The following is a 19,139-nucleotide window of genomic DNA, read 5'->3' on the forward strand; positions in this document are numbered from 1 at the left end:
TACTCCTCATGAACGCCCGCACCGAATACGACCTGCTGCTGCAAGGCACGCACCTGCCCGCGCGCCTGTCCAACACGCAGCTCGACGCGCTGGAAGAAGAAACCATCTTCATCCTGCGTGAAGTCGCCGCCTCCTTCGAGCGCCCGACGCTGCTGTTCTCGGGTGGCAAGGATTCGCTGGTGCTGCTGAAGTGCGCCGAGAAAGCCTTCGGCGCCGGCCGCATTCCCTACCCGCTCTTGATGATCGACACCGGCCACAACTTCCCCGAAGTGACGGCCTTCCGCGACCACCGCGCGCAGGAACTCGGCGCCGAGCTGATCGTGCGCAGCGTCGAAGACTCGATGGCGCGCGGCACCGTGCGCCTCGCCCATCCGGGCGAATCGCGCAACGTGCACCAGTCGGTCACGCTGCTGGAGGCGATCGAGGAATTCCGCTTCGATGCGCTGATCGGCGGCGCGCGCCGCGACGAAGAAAAGGCCCGCGCCAAGGAGCGCATCTTTTCGCATCGCGACGCCTTCGGCCAATGGCAGCCCAAGGACCAGCGGCCCGAACTCTGGACCCTGTTCAACACCCGCCTGGCGCCCGGCGAACACTTCCGCGTGTTCCCGATCTCGAACTGGACCGAACTCGACGTCTGGCAGTACATCGAGCGCGAGCACGTCGCCCTGCCCTCGATCTACTACACGCACCAGCGCGAAGTGGTCGAGCGCCGCGGCCTGCTGGTACCGGTGACCGAACTCACGCCGCCGCGCGACGGCGAGAAGGTGGAGGTGCGCGACGTGCGCTTCCGCACCGTGGGCGACATCACCTGCACCTGCCCGGTCGACAGCCTGGCAGCCGACGCCGCCGACGTGGTGGTGGAAACGCTGGCAGCCGAAGTCAGCGAGCGCGGCGCCACGCGCATGGACGACAAGACATCCGAGGCTTCGATGGAGAAGCGCAAGAAAGACGGTTACTTCTGATGAGTGCGAGCACCTCCACCCCCGCCGCCGAAGCGGCAGCGATCCACGGCGACACCGGCACGGCCTTGCGCTTCATCACCTGCGGCAGCGTCGACGACGGCAAGAGCACGTTGATCGGGCGGCTCCTGGTCGACAGCAAGACCGTGCTGCAGGACCAGTTGGCCGGCGTACAGCGCGGCGGCGAGACCGACCTGGCGCTCCTGACCGACGGCCTGTCGGCCGAGCGCGAACAGGGCATCACGATCGACGTCGCCTACCGCTACTTCTCGACCGCACGGCGCAAGTTCATCATCGGCGACGCGCCGGGCCACGAGCAGTACACGCGCAACATGGTCACGGCCGCATCGAGCGCCGATGCTGCCGTGGTGCTGGTCGATGCCACCAAGCTGGCCTGGGCCGCTGAGGTAGAAGACGGCGAAGTGGTGCGGCGCGAGCTGCTGCCGCAGACGCGCCGCCACACGCTCTTGTGCCACCTGCTGCGCGTGCAGTCGATCGTTTTCGCGGTCAACAAGCTCGATGCGATCGCCGATGCCGATCTCGCCTTCGAACGCATCTCGGGCGCGCTCGCGGACTTTGCCGAGGCTGCAGGCGTGCAGGTCGCCGCCACCGTGCCGATCTCGGCGCTCAAGGGCTGGAACGTGGCCTCGCGCCACGGCAACTGGTGCGGCTACGAAGGCCCGAGCCTGATCGAGCTGCTCGAGGAACTGCCTGTCACCCAGCAAGACGAAGCCGTGCCCTTCGCCTTCCCGGTGCAGTGGGTCGAGAAGTTCTCGGCCTCGGCCGACACGTCCCGAGGCCGCCGCGTGTTCTGGGGCCGCGTGGCCAGCGGGCATGTGGAGCCGGGCCAGCGCGTCACGGTGCTGCCGAGCAACCAGACGGCGACCGTCGCGCAGGTGCTGAGCCACACGCGCCAGCCGAAGACGGTGCACGCGGGCCACAGCGCCGGCATCGTGCTCGACCGCGAGCTCGACGTCTCGCGCGGCGACTGGCTGCTGGCGCCGGACGCCTTCGAGCCCGCGCGCGAGATCACCGCCACCATCGCGTGGCTCGACGACGAGCCGCTGGTCGCGGGCCGCGTCTACTGGGCGCTGCAGGGCCATCGCTGGGTCAAGGCGAAGGTGGCGCGCATCGTCGATCGAGTGAACATCACGACGCTCGACTCCGAACCGGCCGACCGGCTCGAAGCCAATGCGATCGGCGACGTGGTGCTCTCGCTGCAGCAGCCGCTGGCCGTGCTGCCCTTCACGCAATCGCGTGCGCTGGGTTCGCTGGTGCTGGTCGATACCGCCTCCCACAAGACCTCGGCCGCCGTGCTGGTAAGGCCCGCTCTCGCAAAAGCCTAAAATTCGCCGTTTACCCGATCATTCCCCGCCAGCCAAGAACATGACTCACGTCGTCTCCGAATCCTGCATCCGCTGCAAATACACCGATTGCGTCGACGTATGTCCCGTGGACTGCTTCCGCGAAGGGCCGAACATGCTGGTGATCGACCCTGACGAATGCATCGACTGCGCGGTCTGCATTCCCGAGTGCCCGGTCAACGCGATCTACGCCGAGGAAGACCTGCCGGCCAACCAGATCGCCTTCATCAAGCTCAACGCCGAGCTCGCCGTGGCCGACGGCTGGAAGAGCATCACCAAGCGCAAGCCCGCGCTGCCCGATGCCGAGGAGTGGAAAGACAAGGCTGACAAGATCGGGGAGTTGGTCCGCTGAGCACGACGCCGGCACCCATCGAGACCGAGGCGCTGGTCATCGGCGCCGGCCCGGTCGGCCTGTTCCAGGCCTTTCAGCTGGGCCTGCTCGAAATTCCCTGCCACATCGTCGATGCGCTGCCCTCCGCGGGCGGCCAGTGCGTGCAGCTCTACGGCGACAAGCCGATCTACGACATTCCGGGCGTCCCGGCGACCAGCGGGCGCGGCCTGGCGGAATCGCTGCTGCAACAGGTGGCACCCCTCAAGCCGCAGTTCCATTTCGAGCAGCAGGTCGCGACGCTCGAGCGCCAGGCCGATCAGCGCCTGCTGCTGGGCACCACCGCCGGCACCACCTTCCTTGCGAAGACGGTCTTCATCGCCGCCGGCGTCGGCGCTTTCGTCGCCAAGCGCATCGCGCTCGAAGGCATCCAGCGCTTTGAAGGCACCAAGCTTTTCTATCACCCCGAGGCGCTGGAGCGCTTCGACGGCCAGGCCGTGGTGGTCAATGGCGGCGACGATGCCGCGCTGGCCACCGCCCTCGCGCTGATCGGCAAGGCCCGCCAGGTCACGTTGCTGCACCGGCGCGACGGCTTCCAGGCCGACGACGCGCTCGTGGCCCGCATGCGCGCACTGGCGGCCGAGGGCGCACTGAACTTCGCCGTGGGCCAGCCCGCGGCTTTCGACGGCCAGGTGCTGCAGATCACCACGCCCGACGCCCGGACCGTGACGCTGCCGCTCGACGCCCTCATCGCCTGCCTCGGCATCTCGCCGCGGCTCGGCCCCATGGCCGACTGGGGCCTCGATCTCGTGCGCAAGCAGGTGCCGGTCGACACCGAGCGCTTCCAGACGCACGAGGCCGGCGTGTTCGCGGTCGGCGACATCAATACCTATCCGGGCAAGAAGAAGCTGATCGTCTGCGGTTTCCACGAGGCGACGCTGGCGGCCTGGGCCGCCACCGCGATCGTGTTTCCGGGCAAGGCCGTGCCGCTGCAGTACACCACCACCAGCACGCGGCTGCACCAGCTGCTCGGCGTGGGCTGAAGAACAAAGCAACCACCCTGAACGAAGGCTGAACGCCGCATTCACGCGTTCGACACGAGACCGCCATACGATGCCGGGCATGCTCGCGTTGAACACCGCACTGTTCCAGGCCATTGGCGCTGGCCACACCCCGAATGCCGAAATCATGTGGCTCGCATCCATCGTGGCCGAGGGCGCGTCCTGGCTTTGCGCCGCCCTCATGGGCTGGGTCGCCTGGCGCCGGCCCTCGCAGCGGGTCTATGCGATGGTGACGCTGGTCGCCGCGGCCGCGGCGGCCATGCTGGCCCACGCGCTGGCGGACGCCATCGCGATGCCGCGCCCCTTCATGGTGGGCCTGAGCCCGGCGCACATCGACCATGGCGCGCGCGGCTCGCTGCCGAGTGCGCACGCCTCGGTGATGTTCACCATCGGGCTGCTGTTCTGCCTGCGGGCGTCGCTTCGGAAGACCGGGCTGGCGGTCGTGGCGATCGCGGTCCTCACGGGCTGGGCGCGCATCTACGTGGGCGTGCATTTCCCGCTGGACATCGCTGCCGGCCTGCTGCTGGCCGGCGGGATCGCTGCCGCGTTCTGGACGCTTCAGCAGCTCGCGCGCCGCTTCGTCCTGCCGCTCATTCGCCACGACCACTCGGGCGCGAGGCAACTGTCGGCCGCCATCGACCACTGAGGCGCCGCCCGGTCCGCGGCGACTTCACGTCGCCGTGTCGCACTCGGCCGGCGCACGGCTCTACAATCCGAACTGCTTCGCCAGCCTGAAGCAACGCTAGGGGTGCCGGCTCGCAACGCCTGTTGCAGCTTGGCTGAGAGAGTCCCTTTGAACCTGACTGAGGTAATCCTCGCGCAGGGAAGCTGGTCCGGCGACCGCCACGTTTTCTCGCGTGCCGGTCTTGCCGCCGTGGCCTCGCCCACCTGCCAAACACTTTGCAATGGAGCAAATGGATGGCAACAACACCTGAATCCAACGAGGCGCTGACGCCACTCGGCGACGTCAACCGCGTCTTCCACTGGCACGACCACATGGCCCTGTGGTTCAGCCTCGGCGTCGGCCTGCTGGTGATGCAGGTCGGCGCCTACCTGGTGCCGGCGGTCGGCACGCGCGAGGCGGCGATCGCGATCGTGCTGGGGTCGTTGATCGGCGCCGGCCTGCTGGCCTGGACCGCCCGCCTCGGCTGCGAAAGCGGGCTGGCCAGCGCGGGCCTGATGCACGCCACCTACGGCAGCGCCTTCGCGCGCCTGCCGGTGGTGCTGAACATCGTGCAACTGATCGGCTGGACCACCTTCGAGATCGTGATCATGCGCGAGGGCACGCAAGCCATCGGCAAGCAGGCCTTCGGCTGGTCGCTGGAGGGCACGCTGGGCACAGTGCTGACCACGCTGCTGTGGGGCGCGGTGCTGCTCGCGCTGCTGGCCGGCTCGATGGTCAAGCTGGTGCGGCGCTTCGTGAGCCGCTTCGGGCTGCCGCTGGTGGTGCTCTCGCTGCTCTGGCTGAGCTGGCAATTCGCGACGCAGCTTCAGGCCAAGGGCCTGGAGGCCTTCTGGTCGCGCCCGGGCAACGGCAGCACGGGCATGTTCAGCGCGCTCGACCTGGTAATCGCGATGCCGGTTTCGTGGCTGCCGCTGGTGGCCGACTACGCGCGGCACGGCAGGCGCAGCGCGGGCGGGCTCGGCGGCGCCTTCGGCGGCACCTGGGTCGGCTACGCGCTCGCCAACATCTGGTGCTACGCGCTCGGCGTGATGGTGGTGAGCGTGGCGGAACCCGGCACCAACCTCGTGGCGGCGCTGCTGCTGGCGCAGGGCGGCCTGGTCGCGCTGGGCCTGATCCTGATCGACGAACTCGACAACGCGTATGGCGACGTCTATTCGGGCTCGGTCTCGGCCCACAGCCTGCAGCCGCGCTGGAGCGTGCGGCGCTGGGGCCTGTGGCTCGCGGTCGCGTGCATCGCCTTCGCACTGGTGCTGCCGATGCATTCGCTCGAGCCCTTCCTGCTGCTCCTGAGCTCGGTGTTCGTGCCGCTCTACGGCGTGATCCTCGGACGGCTGGGTACGGGCGGCGCAGCGGTCGCGGTGGGCGCGCGCAAGATCGACTGGGTCGCGGCGCTGATCTGGATCGCGGGTATCGCCATCTACCACGCCTGCGCCAGATGGGCGCCTCAGTTCGGGTCGGCGCTGCCGACGCTGGCCCTCACCTTCGTGCTGGCATGGATCACGCGCCCGGCGACGGCAGACGGACCATCGGCACTGGCGCAAAGCCGTGGTTGAGCGGACCGTGGCCGGCACCGATCTTCACATCCGCACCGGCCGCCAGGGCGGCCACGACATAGCCGCGCGCGCGCTCCACGGCATCGGCCAGTTCGTAGCCCAGCGCGAGGTGTGCAGCGATGGCCGAGGACAGCGTGCAGCCCGTGCCGTGCAGGTTGCGGCTCGCAATGCGTTCGGAAGACAGCCTCAGCCGCTCGCCGCTCGCCTCCGCCAGCAGATCGACGACATCGTCTCCCGGCAGGTGGCCGCCCTTGAGCAACACCGCGTGCGCGCCCAGCGCGAGCAGTTCGCTCGCGGCATCGTCGAGCGCGTCGACGCCGTCGATGGCATGGCCGATCAGCAGGGCCGCCTCGTCGAGGTTGGGCGTGACCACGGTGGCGCGCGGGAACAGCTCGCGCACCAGCACCTGCACGGTTTCTTCGGCGATCAGCCGGTCGCCGCTGGTGGCGACCATCACCGGGTCGAGCACCACCTTGGAAAGCCTGTAGTGATCGATGGCCCAGGCCACCACCTCCACCACCTCGGGCGCATGCAGCATGCCGAGCTTGACCGCGTCGACGCCGATGTCTTCGATCACCGCCTGGATCTGCGCCTTGAGAAAAGCCGGCGGCACGCCATGGATGCCCGACACGCCCAGCGTGTTCTGCGCGGTGAGCGCGGTGATGGCCGTCATGCCGTAGCAGCCGAGCGCGCAGAAGGTCTTCAAATCGGCCTGGATGCCGGCGCCGCCGCCGCTGTCGGAACCGGCGATCGAGAGCACGCGGGCGTAACGAGAGAATGCTTGGGTCATGCCAGCAAGCTTACCGAATGATCTGCCGATGAACGCTGCCACCCTTCCTTTCCGCTCCGCCGTCATCCTCGGCGCCGGGCTCATGGGCCGCCTGCTCGCGGTGACGCTGGCCCAGGCCGGCTGCAAGGTCGAGGTCTTCGACGCCGGCGGGCCTGAGGCCGACGGCGCGGCCGCGCGCGTCGCAGCCGCCATGCTGGCGCCGCTGGCCGAATCTGCGATCGCACCACCCTCGGTCGTGCGCATGGGCCACTACGCACTCAACCGCTGGCCGGTGCTGCTCGAATCGCTGGCGGCGCCCGTGTTCTTCCAGCGCGCAGGCACACTGGTGCTGTGGCACCGCCAGGATGCGCCCGAAGCCGCGCGGCTGGCGCGCATGCTGGCGCACACCGGCGAACTGGTGCCCGAACTGCCTGCAATGAAGTCGCTCGATGCGGCCGGCATCGCCGCCTTGGAGCCCGCACTGGGCCAGCGCTTCGCGCACGGCCTGCTGCTGCCGGAAGAAGGCCAGCTCGACAACCGCGGACTGCTCGCCGCACTGCTCGCCACGCTGCGGGCCATGCCCAACGTGCAACTGCATTGGCAGGCACCGCGCAGCATCGACGACTTCGACGCCGGAGGAACCGGCCAGCCCGAACGCGTCATCGACTGCCGCGGCCTCGGCGCCCGCCCGCAGTGGGGCGCCCTGCGCGGCGTGCGCGGCGAAGTCATCCGGGTGCATGCCCCCGAAGTCGCGCTGCAGCGACCGACGCGGCTGGTGCATCCGCGCTACCCGCTCTACATCGCACCCAAGCCCGGGCAGGTATTCGTGATCGGCGGCACCGAGATCGAGTCCGACGACATGTCGCCGGCCAGCGTGCGTTCCACGCTCGAACTGCTGAGCGCCGCCTATTCGGTGCACAGCGGTTTTGCCGAAGCACGCATCCTCGAGATCGCGACCCAATGCCGGCCGACCCTGCCCGACAATCTGCCGGCCTTCCGTCAGCCGCGACCCGGCGTGATGCAAATCAACGGCCTGTACCGCCACGGGTTCATGATCGCGCCGGCCATCCTTGACGTCGCGATGGAACTGCTCGCCACCGGCCATTCCGCGCTCGCGAGCCGTTTCGATCTGGCGCCCAGCCTGGAAACCGTCTTGCCATGAACATCCTGATCAACGACACACCGCAGACGCTGCCGAGCGGCGCGACGCTGGCCGACGCGCTGGCCCTCATCCACGCGACGCCGCCCTTCGCCGCCGCGGTGAATCGCCAGTTCGTGCCGCGTTCGAACTACGCGTCGCACGCCTTGCAACCCGATGACCGCATCGAAGTGATCCGCCCCGTGACAGGCGGCTGAGGTAAAGCCATGACCACAACCCCATCCCACGACCCGCTGGTGCTCTACGGCCAGGCCTTCCAGAGCCGGATGCTGCTCGGCACCTCGCGCTACCCCTCGCCCGACGTGCTCGAAGCGGCCGTGCGGCGCGCGCAGCCGGCGATGCTGACCGCTTCGCTGCGCCGCCAGACGGCCACGCCGAACGGCGCCGGCAGCGACAACGGCTTCTGGGAGCTGCTGCGGCGGCTCCAAGTGCCCGTGCTGCCCAATACGGCCGGCTGCCACAGCGTGCAGGAGGCGGTCGCGACCGCGCAGATGGCGCGCGAGCTCTTCGACACGCCGTGGATCAAGCTCGAGCTCATCGGCGACGACTACACGCTGCAGCCCGACACGCTGAATCTGGTCGATGCCGCATCGCAGCTGATCCGCGACGGCTTCCACGTCCTGCCCTACTGCACTGAAGACCTGGTGCTGTGCCGGCGGCTGGTCGACGTCGGCTGCCAGGCCGTGATGCCCTGGGCCGCGCCGATCGGCACCGGCCGCGGGCCCGTCAATCCCTATGCCTTGCAGGTGCTGCGCGAGCGGCTCAGCGTGCCGCTGCTGGTCGATGCCGGCCTCGGGCTGCCCTCGCATGCCTGCCAGGTGATGGAATGGGGCTACGACGGCGTGCTGCTCAACACCGCCGTCGCGCTCGCGCAGGATCCGGTCGCGATGGCCGGCGCCTTCGCCGATGCGGTGCAGGCCGGCCGCAGCGCCCACCTTGCGGGCGCGATGGCCGCACAGGAATCGGCACAGCCGAGCACGCCGGTGCTCGGCACGCCGTTCTGGCACCACGCTGCATCGCAGTGACCCCGTCATGAGCAACACCACCGCCCCCCAAAACATCGCGCAGGCCATCGTCGCGGCGCATGCGCCGCGCTTCGGCGAGACGGCCCAAGCGCCCGCGTCCTTCTCGTCCGACGACGCCGTCTATCGCGGCGCCAAGACGGCCTGCGCCGCACTCGGCTTCATCGAGGTCGATGCCGAATGCCTGGCCCGCGCCTGGCGGGCGCAAACGCAGCGCACGGGCAGCTTCGATGCGCATGCCTGGCCCGAACTGCCGGCGGACTTCGGCATGCTGCCCTTTCCGCCTACCGAACGCCGCAATGCCTTCCCACCCTGTCCCCAGAAGCTGGGTCTCTACGCGGTGCTGCCCGACGCCGCCTGGGTCGGCCGCATGGCGCGCGCCGGCGTGCCGACGGTACAACTGCGCTTCAAATCCGACGACACGGAAGCCATCGCGCGTGAAGTACACGCGTCCGTCGAAGCGGTGCGCGGCACCGGCGCCCTGCTCTTCATCAACGACCACTGGCGCGCCGCCATCGCGGCCAAGGCCTACGGCCTGCACCTGGGCCAGGAAGACCTGGACGCGCTGACGCCGCAGGAGCTGCAGACGATTCGCGCCTCCGGCCTGCGTCTGGGCGTCAGCACCCATGGCTACGCAGAAATGCTGCGCGCCGATGCCGTGAGCCCGAGCTACATCGCGATGGGCGCGGTGTACCCTACCACCTTGAAGCAGATGGCGACCGCACCGCAGGGCGCGGCGCGGCTCGGCGCCTATGCGCACCTGCTGCGCGGCTATTCGCAGGTGGGCATCGGCGGCATCGACGAAGCGCGCCTGCCCGAAGTGCTTGCCACCGGCGTCGGCTCGGTCGCAGTGGTGCGCGCCCTGGTGGCCGACCCGGAGCCCGAGGCCGCCGCGGCTCGTCTGATGGCCGCCGTCGAGGCCGGTACGCGCCAATGAAGTCGCGAATCACGAATCACGTGATCGAGCCCGGCCGGAAGGCCTCGAAAACCACGCTATAATTTGAGGCTTGTTCCTCGATAGCTCAGTCGGTAGAGCGCCGGACTGTTAATCCGTAGGTCCCTGGTTCGAGCCCAGGTCGAGGAGCCAAAACTCTTGAGTTGACGGGCCTTTCAGGTCTCCGCGAATAGTCCGCCGGTAACGGCGGTTCCTAGATCGCAAGGAGTCTCGAAATGGCAACAGTGAACAAGTCCGCCGGTGACGGCAGTGCGTCTGACAGCGCGCTGCAAACCGGCACTGCAGGCTTCCCTCTCCCCGAGGGAGGCCTTTCTTTTTGCCGCTCGCACCCGGGCGCCCTGCCCGTGATCCCGATGCGGGCCGGTGACCTCACGGTCGAAAAGCTGGTCGACCTCTACATGGCGCACTACGCCGGCCGCGACACGACGCGCCTGCAGCGCCTTTCGTGGTGGGTGGGCCACATCGGCGGCCTCGCGTTGCAGGACGTGACCGACGATCACGTGCACGCCGCCCTGGAGGGCCTGTCCCAGCGGCCCGCCACCTACTATGCCGGGCTGGACGCCGCCGGCAGGCCCATCTACAAGGCCAAGCGCAAGGCGATCGCGCCGGCCACCATCAATCGATACAACGCCAGCATTGCCGCCGTCTTCACCTGGGCGATCAAGCGCCGCGTCGCGCCCAAGGGCTGGGTCCACCCCTGCCGCAGCGTCGAGCGCCGCGCCGAGCACAACGAGAAGACCCGCTTCCTGTCCGAGGAGGAGCGTGTCAGCGTGCTCGAGGCCTGCAAGGCATCCTGCTACCCCCGCCTCTACCTGCTGGTGCTGACCGCGCTTACCACCGGGGCGCGAAAAGGGGAACTGCTGGGGCTGCGCTGGCAGGACATCGACTACGGGCACAACGTCGCCTATGTCGGCCGGAGCAAGAACGGCGATCCCAAGACCTTGCCGCTGGTGCCCGCTGTGGTGGACCTGCTGAAGTCATTCGGCGCCAAGGCGGCTCCGTCCTCGCTGGTATTTGCGTCTGCGCGCAACCCGGCCCAGCCATACGCATTCGAGGAGCGCTGGAAGGAGGCGCTGCGCGCCGCCAAGGTGCGCAACTTCAGGTTCCACGACCTGCGCCACACTTGCGCGTCGATGCTGGCGCAAAACGGGGCCACCCTGCTGGAGATCGGCGACCTGCTCGGGCACCGGCAACTGCAGGTCACGAAGCGCTACAGCCACCTGGCGACCGGCCACAAGGCGGCGCTGGTCAATCGCGTGCTCGGGGGCATCCAATGAAAATGGCCGGCATGAACGAAAAAAAGAAACTCAGGCACCGCGCGCCGGCGCCCTCTGGGGAAAGCAGGGAGGTCATGCACGAGGTGAACTACTTCGACTTGACCCAGCGCGAACGCGATGCCATGCCGCCGTTTGAATCCCCGGACTTTGACCGTTGGGTCACGGCCGTGCTTCTGAGGCACAACCGTTCGAAGATCAACGACAACGGCGTGGCGGTCCTGCAAGCGCTCAACCTCTGCTTCGAAAATGAGGTTTCTCCGCCCCGCTGGCTGGCTCGCCAGTTTTTGACGCGAATCCACGGCTTCTCGCACTTCGAGAAGGCGACGCTCGATGAGGCCTTCGATGTTCCGCCGATCAGCGAGAAAAAGCGCGCGGCAATCGCTCGGCGGAAGCGACTGATCTGGCCGGTGTCCGACGCACTCATGGCGGTGCTCAAGAAAACTCCCGAGACGCCGATCGATGTGGGCTTGTTCGAGGCAGTTGGTGACACCCTCGGCATCGGAGCCACCTTGTGCCAAGAGCTCTACGCCGAAGGGGTCGAGCTCTACGGAACGCCCGACCTCAAGGCCTACAAGCGGTTGCTGGAAAGTCTGGGCAGAAATATCAGGAAAACGCCTCGGTCGCCGAGAAGACTCGCACGCAACTAGTCGCAAAACTCCTCCAGATCAACACGCAATTGTGTTGATGCGGGTCCTGTCAGGCCCGTCAGTTCAGGAGTTTTCGATGAACCAGCAACCCGATTCGCCTTTGGCGAATCTGCAGAAGCTGGAGGAGTACCAGCAACGCACGGCCCATCTCTTCCCGGGGCTCCACTCCTTGCGCTGGTTCATTCGCCAGCGCAAGGCCCAGTTGGTGGCGGCCGGGGCCTTGCTGTACATCGCCGGTCGCCTCTGGGTCAACCCTTCGAGGTTCGACGCTTGCGTCCTCCAAGCCGGCTCTGAGCTCCCTCAGTCTGCGGCCGCACGGGAGGCCTCGTGAGCACGCCGGCTGCGCCCATGGCGGGTCCCGCCCCCGATTGTCTGAAGATCGACAAGAGCACTGCCCACAGGACAGGCAATGCTGGCGCAGCAGACGGTCGTTTTGCAATCGGCGCCCCCGCGATGGCGCCGCCACGCCTCCAGCCCCATGCGCTGTGCGCGGCCTTTCCGGACATGGATGCGGCGGACTACACGTTCCTCAAGGAAGACGTCGCGGCCAATGGCGTGCGGCAAGCCATTGTTCTCCTGGACGGACAAATTCTCGATGGCCGGCATCGCTACCGGGCAGCCATGGAGCTCGACATGGGATGTCCCTGCACCATCTTTGCCGGGAAAGATCCGCAGCAGTTCGTCGTCTCGGCCAACGCCGCCCGCCGAAACCTGAGCGCGAGCCAGCGCGCGCTCGCAATCGTGTCAGTCTTCGAATGGCGCCCGTTGGGATCGAATCAACACGGAGGGTGGGCACCCGGTGCCCACCCTCCGAAATCAACTGCCGAACTAGCGAAGCTCACCGGCCTCTCCGAACGCACGATCAAGCAGGCAAAGCAGGTGAAGGCCGCCGACAGGCCCGATGTGGCGGATGAGGTCAGGTCCGGTACGTTGTCCCTGAAGGGGGCTACGGAGCGCATCAAGCCCAGCCAGCGCGCCCATGCAAGCGCACCCAAGCCAGCCGGTAAGCAGGCTGTTGGTGAACCCTCTTCCAGCCCCCTGGCGCCGGTGATCGCGCCAGCGCAGGCCCAAGCTCCCGCGCCCTCTCGCGAAGGTTCAAACGCCGAGGCTGCGCCGGCCGACGAAAAGATCGCCGAGATCGACGCGCTCAAGAAGCTGGTTCAGGCGCTCGAGGTCGAACTTGCGCAGGAGAAAACGCGCGCTCGAGACCTCGAGCGCAAGGCCAAGCTGCTCGGCACCGAACTCGAGCAGGAGAAAAAGCGCGGCAGGCGCTATGCCCAGTTGTACCCGCAGTTGCAAACCTTGCTAAAGGTCAGCTCCTCGGAGGCGATGGTGACCGCCGTCGAGCGCCTTGTTGCAAGGACCAAATGACGCCCTGAATTCAGCAAGCCTCACACGCCACAGGAGTGCCATGGACGCCTAGAACGAATGCAAGCTTCACTGCGCTGGTTGGACACGGTTTAACAGCAGCGGCGCAGGGTGAGTCCCCTACTGTTGGATCAGGTGCTGAAACAGGGGAAAGGGTGGCGAAGCTAGCGCCCTTGCATCGAGCGGCTGGCGGGTCATGCAACGCGACGGGTCAGTCGGTTCATGTGAAGGCCTAGCCAGGATGGGCTAGGTCTGTCCGCTCTGGATCAGTTGATCTGGGTTTTTGGGTTTTGTCGGTATTTCCAGAACGGTTGCTACAGCTAAAGAAGGCGTGGCGCGCGGCTCGGCCCTCTTGATGAAGCATCGTGCTGCCGCGGCTGAAGAGCAGAATCACGCAGGTCGCGCGCTCGGCCCATAATCCTCGGCCATCGCTGGGTGTGGGCCAACCGGGCGGTGTAGCGCCGACGATGCCGCTACGCCTCTGTCGGTCGGTCGCTGATGAACTATCCGACTGCTTGGTTTTGACGCTGGGTTGGCTGGGACCCGAATCCAATCTGGTGGATGATTTCGTATTCTTGGACGCTGAAAATGAGCCAAGGTGGCAGTAGATACGGCGCGGGACGCCCAGGGTGGAAACACAAGGCTGAGTGGGTCGTTCGAGTGGATGTGCGATCGATGGCCAGAGCGGGTCTCCTGGTTCCCACGGCGGTTGGCACCGGCAAGTGCAGCGTCGATGGCGAGGTCACCCACCGGCTTTCTACACGAGCAGAACCCACATCTCTTTGGTTGGACTGGGGAACTGCTGGACACGGCATCGAGCAGCGGGTCGTCATCGATCGCACCGTTTGCGGCTACGGCGGCACCCGACCTTGGTTCTCATGCCCGTCCTGCGGCCGACGGGCCGCGGTGCTGTACCTGCGGGGAAGTTTTCGCTGTCGCAGTTGCGCTCAAGTCGCCTACTTGAGTCAGTCGGAGGACGTCATCGCGCGCAGTTGGCGCAGGCAGCGCAGGGCCGACGCCAAACTAGGCGAGGACTGCACGAAGCCCAAGGGCATGCACTGCGCGACCTTCGATCGCTTGCGAGCCACCATTGAGGAATGCGAGGTCTGCCGCGATGAGGCGATGATGGCATGGCCTGCAAGGCGCCCTCCAAAATAGGTAGTCCGTCCGCGAGGGCACCTTCGACCCGTCGCCGTCGGGCAGTCCCAGGTCCAGCACCAGCAGATCAGGCTGCCGCGTGCCGGCCGCCGCCAGTCCGTCGCGCAGCGTGCCGGCCTCATGCACCTGCCAGTCCTCGGCCTCGAGCGCGTCCGCGCACGTAGCGGCGGATCTGGGGCTCGTCCTCGAAGACGATGGCGGTGGGTGCGGGCATGCGGGCTCAGTCGTCGCTAGGCTCGGCCGGATCGCGCCTGGGCAGCGTCACGGTGAACTCCGCCCCGCCGCCCACCGCATTGGCTGCGCTGATCTCGCCGCCATGGGGGGCATTCACCACCGCCTTGCAGATCGCGTGGCCGAGTCCCACGCCCGGCGTGGCGGACTCGGCCTGGCCGCGGGTGAACTTGTCGAACCGGGTCTGCTCGCGGCCCTTGAGCGATGCCGGCAGGCCGGGCTTGCTCGACGCCTCGAAGCCGGCGATCCGGTGAACGACCATTCCTTGTTGGCCGCGATCGGCGAAGGCGCTGTTCTGCGAGTGAGGCCCAAGGCCATGACGGTCGCCATGGTGACGGCCGGCCTGCTTCCAATCATGTGGGGGAGCGGCCCGGGCTCAGGGGTGATGACGCGCATCGCCGACCCGATCTGTCGGGACTCGGTGCCACCTTGCGCCGGATCATCGACGTCCACGTCGCCACCCACGCCTCCCAGCAGAGAGGTCGAACTGCTGCAGCCGCAGTTGCATGATCTCCACCAACCGTTCATCGCGGGTGCGGTCGACGGCGCGGCCCTCGGGGCGCCAGCCCTTGAGGTATTAATCTCAGCATTAAGAGAATCAGGATTCAGGGGGTCGCGCCCCCCTCTTGATGCAGGCTCATCTCCGGGGGTGTTCTTGGAGTCCGGTGGCCTTGATGGCGGCTCATTTCCCGGAGTGTTCTTGGAGTCCGTGGGGCTTGATGCTGCGGGTAACTCCTGAAAATGCTGCGGCTTGATGACGCTGGATTCTTCGGGGTATTGAGGGCTTTTGATGCTCAGAGAATTTCAGAATCTGGATGGCTTGAAGACCATCGACTTCGTACCGAACGATGAACTTCCAGCGCTCCAATTCCTTGAGCAGCGGCTCGACATCGATGGTGTCGAACGGGAACAGCTCGGCCTTGATGCGCTTTGGGCGGTCTTCCGGCCGACCATCGCGGTCGGCCAAGCACCAGCGGCCAGCGAAGCACAGGCGCGCCCAGGGCGTGCGTCTTCTGCGCAGCCGTCGGGCCGTTCGAACTAGAGGGCTTGATTGCGAAGAAGAAGGACAGCGTCTACAGCCCGGCGCGAGGACCGTGGACTGGGTGAAAGTGAAGCGGAGGAACGCGATCCCGGCTCAGCGCTTCAAGCGCGGGCCAAAGAGCAAGGACATTTCGATCGGCCCCTAAGGAGGAGAGCCCTCTGAGCCATTTGTGGCTTAGGCAAACGCCTTGAGGATGTGCGCGTCCATTTCGAGACGCATCCAGTCCGCGGTGCGTTCCTGTTGACTGACACTGTCGAGTTGCTCGAGCGGTGGGGCGGCGCCTCCGCCGAAGGCGCACGCCATGAGGATGATCGTCGCCTCACCACGAGCATTGCGGGCTCGCTGGTCGGCTTCATGCCCGCGCGTTTGAAGCTGAAGAGCTTGCCCGATGCCGGCCTGGCCACCAGCACCGCTGGCCCCGTCATTTGCGCCGAGCTCCCCGAAGCTACTGGCTGCGCGGTCGGTGACAAAACCGGAACTTCTTGCCGCTTCCACAAGGACAGGGCGCGTTCCGATGCACGGAGGGGAAGACGATGGGCACCTCTGAAGTCAGCTCAATCTGCCCGACCAGCAAGCCGGAGCCCAAGGTCCGCCCGTCAACCATGTCGACCACTGACAGCCCCTGCTCGACGATGTCGCTTTCATAGCCTGAGTAAGCCGCCATCGGCGCCCCGCTATCAATCCTCGCCGTGTTCATACGCTTCCCGACGGTACCTGCGGAGCGATGCCGGTCCGAAATTGAGCCGACGATGTCGACAGCCTTTTGCCGGATCGCGGCATACGGGGCTCGTTTTTCGAGCAACCGGCGCATCGCCTGCTCATCGGCCTCGGTCATGGCCGAAAAGGCACCAATCGCTTGAACTACTGTGGGATTTGAGAAAGCTGGCACCGCACTTCGCCAGCAGTAGACTGTGAACTTCGGTTGCGCCGTGGGATGGTCCACGTAATTGATGAAGTCTTGAAAGTTCGAGACCAGGGCATTGAAGACGAAACCGTCTGCCGCGTATGCGGTCAACATCACGGTCAGCCTTCGGTGCTCAGGTGGCGCCGAAAGCACGACTGGGTTGGATCTGAACTGCTCGGTCGCTATTTCAGAAAAATGCTCGATCAGCTCACGGAATCTGGCATTCCTCTTGGAAGCGGCCTGAAGCGCCTCCATCAACCACCTGGAGGTGATGAACTGATCGCCAATCGTGGCGAGTCCGGTAAAACAGTACAAGGCGGAAGCGTCATCACATAGCAAGTGGCCCGACTTGCCTGCCGCCTCTGTGAGCACGCCGCCATTCCAGCCCGTGAGGCGCCGGTCGCTAACCTGAATGATTTGATCCGCGTTGGCGGCTACTAGCGCAAAGGTCATGACCTGCGCAAATCCATTGATACCACTACAAGCCTTAGCAACACTGGCATTTGCTGATTCAGTATTTGAAGTAGCAATTTCGCAAGTCGGGACGTGATTCCAGGGCCAGTCGCAGAACGGCCATGGCCTGACCCAATAGGGCATCATTGCGCTCGGCTCCTGCGACAAGATTCGCGTAGCCAGAGCCATCGTCCTGATATTTGCCGCCATGGATCAGATTGTTTCTCGCGCGCCTGATCGCAAGAAACAAGTCGGTGCTGTTCTGCACCGCGCCCATGTCCCGCCAGCCCAATGTTCCATCAGCAAGCTTGACTTGCTTCTTCGGCGGTTTGCCGATCAGGATTGGGGCGATTCCACTGGCGATGACCTCATCGAGGAATCGTTGGCCGAGGTCACTGGCCAGCCGATTCCAATCTGCCTCGACGCCTTTGTCGTCGCCCAGTGCATAGATGCCGATTCGCTTCATCGCGCACTCGAAGCGCGAAAACACAACGAAGAACGAGACGGCCACCTCGGGCAGCTTCTCCTGCAAAGCCTGTTCAACCAGATCCATCTGAGTTCGCTCCAACGAATTATTTAATCGATACGACGATGCCGATCACGGCCAGGAAGGTAACCGCTCAAGAGCAGGATCCATTCGCGGTGGTGGTGCATCTTCTCCTTTGAGCACGCGAGCTTGACCGGCGCCAACCGCGCCCCCTCCCATCGAGGACCGGCTCGCCCGAGACCGTGGTCGCCGGCTCGCCGGAATCGCGGATCCCGACCGACCTTGGCGCGCAGTTGCTGCTCTTCTCGTTCGAGCCTCAGCCTTTTGACTCGCCTCTCCAACTCCTTGATCTCGTTATCCATGATTCCCTCCAGCGAACCGCGATAGATGGTATCGGCATGAGCAACCGGCGGGATGACGCGACACTTGTCCTGAACTATTGCAGCACTCGGCAGTTCCCAGACTCACACCGGATTGCCAATGCGTCGCCGTTCGAGCATGAAATGCTGTAGGTCTCGAAGCCAGTTCCCTTTCCGATCAGGGTCGCACGGGGTTGCACATTACAGCGCTGCTCCCTGGCGAGCTCTTCTGCTCTATAGCCCTCCTGGCTTATTGCACTAACTGACGCAGTTGAGGGCGAACGCCTTGAAGCGGCCGGGCTCGAGTCCGCCAACTGAGCGCCGTCTGGCGGCCGACCGATATTCGGATCAGTACTGACCGGAGGCGTCCGCGCATAGCTGAGTTTCCGTTCAATCTCAGCGACACGGTCGTTTAGTTCGCTGATCCGGCGACTATGAAATTCGGCGTCGGGTGACTTCGGATTGGCAGTCAGAATTGCGCGGAGCTGAGCACGCTGCGAGGTGCTGTTGGCGAGTTCACTTTCGAGTAGCTTCCACTTCGAATCTTCAACTTGCGGGGAAATCGATCCCACTGGCTGCAGCACAAATCCTTGTGCCCGCATGCATCTGCCCATCAAATCATTCTTTCGAATTGCCCGGTCCAGTTCCTGCCCCAGTGAGGTTCGAAAGCTGTGGTCCGTGCCTTGGGTCGCGGCGCTTGTTTCGTAGTCGCAGCGCGCTTGAGCTTGACCGAAATCTGGGCCTCCGGCGCCCGCGCTGACCCATTCCATCTGCGGATGAGTTGCGCAGCCTTCCAAGAGTATCGCTAACAGTAGCGGTGCAACGGCCTTGCTCATCTTCGTCCCCTCGGCCAGCCCCTTGCTCTACGGCTCGGTGGGAATCCCCCCGGATGGAAGTATGGCCACGGTTCAAGCGTATCCACCCAAGGAGCGAATCTATTTGATGCGCGCGTGCGTTTATGCACGAATCACCGACGTTCGCCCTGCAGCCGATTTGATCTAAAAGAGCCGCACGCCGGGTTCATCGCACGCGGCTAGTTTTTGCGCGACAGCACGCACCTGAAGCGACGCGGCCCAGCGCGCTCGCACCATGCTCCCGACCCGCGTGCGCAGCACTTCGGGCACCCCGCTGCTAGGAACGCTTCCAGGCGCTTTCGCCCATTGCCCGTGCGGGACGACGGCACCGGAGGCCGAGATCGGCCGCCAGCGCCAGCACTCTCGCCAGCCGCGCGCTCCACGCCGACCCCGAAACGACTCGGCCAGCGCTCGAGAGTTCAGGCGCTATTCCAGCTCCCAGCCCTTCTCTTGCGGTCGCGAGCCAACGCGCACACAGAGGCGGAGCTCCGCTTCACGTGCAGC

20 protein-coding genes, 1 tRNA gene, 2 pseudogenes and 1 riboswitch are annotated in these 19,139 nt (G+C 65.9%); of the genes and pseudogenes, 15 read left to right on the forward strand and 8 right to left on the reverse strand.

All coding sequences use genetic code 11. The annotated features are described in order from the left end of the window. Positions 1 to 8 precede the first annotated feature (8 nt). The 6 genes from cysD (at position 9) to ACSQ86_RS15070 (ending at position 5,950) form a co-directional block, all read left to right on the forward strand. Positions 9 to 962 (forward strand): sulfate adenylyltransferase subunit CysD, encoded by a 954-nt coding sequence (gene cysD / locus ACSQ86_RS15045; RefSeq protein WP_093108792.1) that lies wholly within the window; start codon positions 9 to 11, stop codon positions 960 to 962. Continuing rightward, positions 962 to 2,305 (forward strand): sulfate adenylyltransferase subunit 1, encoded by a 1,344-nt coding sequence (locus tag ACSQ86_RS15050; protein WP_436290254.1) that lies wholly within the window; start codon positions 962 to 964, stop codon positions 2,303 to 2,305. The genes cysD and ACSQ86_RS15050 overlap by 1 nt, the downstream gene beginning before the upstream one ends. A 40-nt stretch (positions 2,306 to 2,345) precedes the next feature. Then, the gene (fdxA, locus tag ACSQ86_RS15055; protein WP_436304183.1) at positions 2,346 to 2,675 is read left to right on the forward strand and encodes a ferredoxin FdxA; all 330 of its coding nucleotides are present in this window, start codon (positions 2,346 to 2,348) and stop codon (positions 2,673 to 2,675) included. Then, positions 2,672 to 3,694, forward strand: coding sequence for an NAD(P)/FAD-dependent oxidoreductase (locus tag ACSQ86_RS15060; RefSeq protein WP_436306300.1), 1,023 nt, complete (start codon positions 2,672 to 2,674; stop codon positions 3,692 to 3,694). The genes fdxA and ACSQ86_RS15060 overlap by 4 nt, the downstream gene beginning before the upstream one ends. Positions 3,695 to 3,773: 79 nt before the next feature. Beyond that, a complete protein-coding gene (locus ACSQ86_RS15065; RefSeq protein WP_436304184.1) occupies positions 3,774 to 4,358 on the forward strand; it encodes a phosphatase PAP2 family protein in 585 nt (194 codons plus the stop codon). 88 nt (positions 4,359 to 4,446) lie between these two features. Beyond that, positions 4,447 to 4,555: riboswitch (TPP riboswitch) on the forward strand. 75 nt (positions 4,556 to 4,630) lie between these two features. Continuing rightward, on the forward strand, positions 4,631 to 5,950 hold the full coding sequence (locus ACSQ86_RS15070) for a purine-cytosine permease family protein (RefSeq protein WP_436304185.1): 1,320 nt from the start codon (positions 4,631 to 4,633) through the stop codon (positions 5,948 to 5,950). On the opposite strand, the gene thiD is transcribed toward ACSQ86_RS15070, so the two are convergent. Further along, positions 5,895 to 6,740, reverse strand: a complete 846-nt coding sequence (gene thiD, locus ACSQ86_RS15075; protein ID WP_436304186.1) for a bifunctional hydroxymethylpyrimidine kinase/phosphomethylpyrimidine kinase — start codon at positions 6,738 to 6,740, stop codon at positions 5,895 to 5,897. The two genes, ACSQ86_RS15070 and thiD, sit on opposite strands and share 56 nt — an antisense overlap. A 28-nt stretch (positions 6,741 to 6,768) precedes the next feature. Here thiD and ACSQ86_RS15080 point away from each other — a divergent pair, with 28 nt between their 5' ends. The 9 genes from ACSQ86_RS15080 (at position 6,769) to ACSQ86_RS15120 (ending at position 13,150) form a co-directional block, all read left to right on the forward strand. Next, on the forward strand, positions 6,769 to 7,881 hold the full coding sequence (locus tag ACSQ86_RS15080; RefSeq protein WP_436309036.1) for an FAD-dependent oxidoreductase: 1,113 nt from the start codon (positions 6,769 to 6,771) through the stop codon (positions 7,879 to 7,881). Continuing rightward, a complete protein-coding gene (thiS, locus tag ACSQ86_RS15085; RefSeq protein WP_093108800.1) occupies positions 7,878 to 8,075 on the forward strand; it encodes a sulfur carrier protein ThiS in 198 nt (65 codons plus the stop codon). Before ACSQ86_RS15080 ends, thiS begins: the two co-directional genes overlap by 4 nt. 9 nt (positions 8,076 to 8,084) lie before the next feature. Beyond that, entirely contained in the window at positions 8,085 to 8,903 is an 819-nt protein-coding gene (locus ACSQ86_RS15090; protein ID WP_093108801.1) for a thiazole synthase, read from the forward strand. A gap of 7 nt (positions 8,904 to 8,910) precedes the next feature. Next, positions 8,911 to 9,837, forward strand: coding sequence for a thiamine phosphate synthase (locus ACSQ86_RS15095; protein WP_436304188.1), 927 nt, complete (start codon positions 8,911 to 8,913; stop codon positions 9,835 to 9,837). A 74-nt stretch (positions 9,838 to 9,911) separates the two neighbouring features. Next, positions 9,912 to 9,987 (forward strand) — tRNA-Asn (locus tag ACSQ86_RS15100). A gap of 83 nt (positions 9,988 to 10,070) precedes the next feature. Further along, on the forward strand, positions 10,071 to 11,132 hold the full coding sequence (locus tag ACSQ86_RS15105) for a tyrosine-type recombinase/integrase (protein ID WP_436309037.1): 1,062 nt from the start codon (positions 10,071 to 10,073) through the stop codon (positions 11,130 to 11,132). Positions 11,133 to 11,143: 11 nt separating this feature from the next. Then, positions 11,144 to 11,779: a hypothetical protein gene (locus ACSQ86_RS15110; protein WP_436309038.1), complete on the forward strand. Its 636-nt coding sequence runs from the start codon at positions 11,144 to 11,146 to the stop codon at positions 11,777 to 11,779. Between the two features lie 76 nt (positions 11,780 to 11,855). After that, entirely contained in the window at positions 11,856 to 12,110 is a 255-nt protein-coding gene (locus ACSQ86_RS15115; RefSeq protein WP_436309039.1) for a hypothetical protein, read from the forward strand. A 17-nt stretch (positions 12,111 to 12,127) separates the two neighbouring features. Next, entirely contained in the window at positions 12,128 to 13,150 is a 1,023-nt protein-coding gene (locus ACSQ86_RS15120; RefSeq protein ID WP_436309040.1) for a hypothetical protein, read from the forward strand. 1,182 nt (positions 13,151 to 14,332) lie between these two features. Here ACSQ86_RS15120 and ACSQ86_RS15125 read toward each other — a convergent pair. The 7 genes and pseudogenes from ACSQ86_RS15125 to ACSQ86_RS15155 form a co-directional block, all read right to left on the reverse strand. Next, positions 14,333 to 14,519 (reverse strand): annotated as a pseudogene (locus tag ACSQ86_RS15125) (response regulator); the annotation flags it as partial. Between the two features lie 6 nt (positions 14,520 to 14,525). After that, positions 14,526 to 14,756: pseudogene (locus ACSQ86_RS15130) on the reverse strand (ATP-binding protein); the annotation flags it as partial. 462 nt (positions 14,757 to 15,218) lie between these two features. Then, positions 15,219 to 15,503: a hypothetical protein gene (locus tag ACSQ86_RS15135; RefSeq protein ID WP_436310320.1), complete on the reverse strand. Its 285-nt coding sequence runs from the start codon at positions 15,501 to 15,503 to the stop codon at positions 15,219 to 15,221. A gap of 520 nt (positions 15,504 to 16,023) precedes the next feature. Then, positions 16,024 to 16,935: a YecA family protein gene (locus tag ACSQ86_RS15140; protein WP_436309041.1), complete on the reverse strand. Its 912-nt coding sequence runs from the start codon at positions 16,933 to 16,935 to the stop codon at positions 16,024 to 16,026. A gap of 58 nt (positions 16,936 to 16,993) precedes the next feature. Continuing rightward, positions 16,994 to 17,488 carry a hypothetical protein gene (locus tag ACSQ86_RS15145; RefSeq protein WP_436309042.1) on the reverse strand — a complete coding sequence of 165 codons (495 nt, stop codon included), beginning with the start codon at positions 17,486 to 17,488 and terminating at the stop codon, positions 16,994 to 16,996. A 23-nt stretch (positions 17,489 to 17,511) separates the two neighbouring features. Continuing rightward, on the reverse strand, positions 17,512 to 17,784 hold the full coding sequence (locus tag ACSQ86_RS15150) for a hypothetical protein (RefSeq protein ID WP_436309043.1): 273 nt from the start codon (positions 17,782 to 17,784) through the stop codon (positions 17,512 to 17,514). A gap of 74 nt (positions 17,785 to 17,858) precedes the next feature. Continuing rightward, entirely contained in the window at positions 17,859 to 18,617 is a 759-nt protein-coding gene (locus tag ACSQ86_RS15155) for a hypothetical protein (RefSeq protein ID WP_436309044.1), read from the reverse strand. Between the last annotated feature and the right edge of the window lie 522 nt (positions 18,618 to 19,139).

It is taken from the genome of Variovorax sp. LjRoot130 (assembly GCF_964253755.1).
Classification (GTDB): Bacteria; Pseudomonadota; Gammaproteobacteria; order Burkholderiales; family Burkholderiaceae_C; genus Variovorax.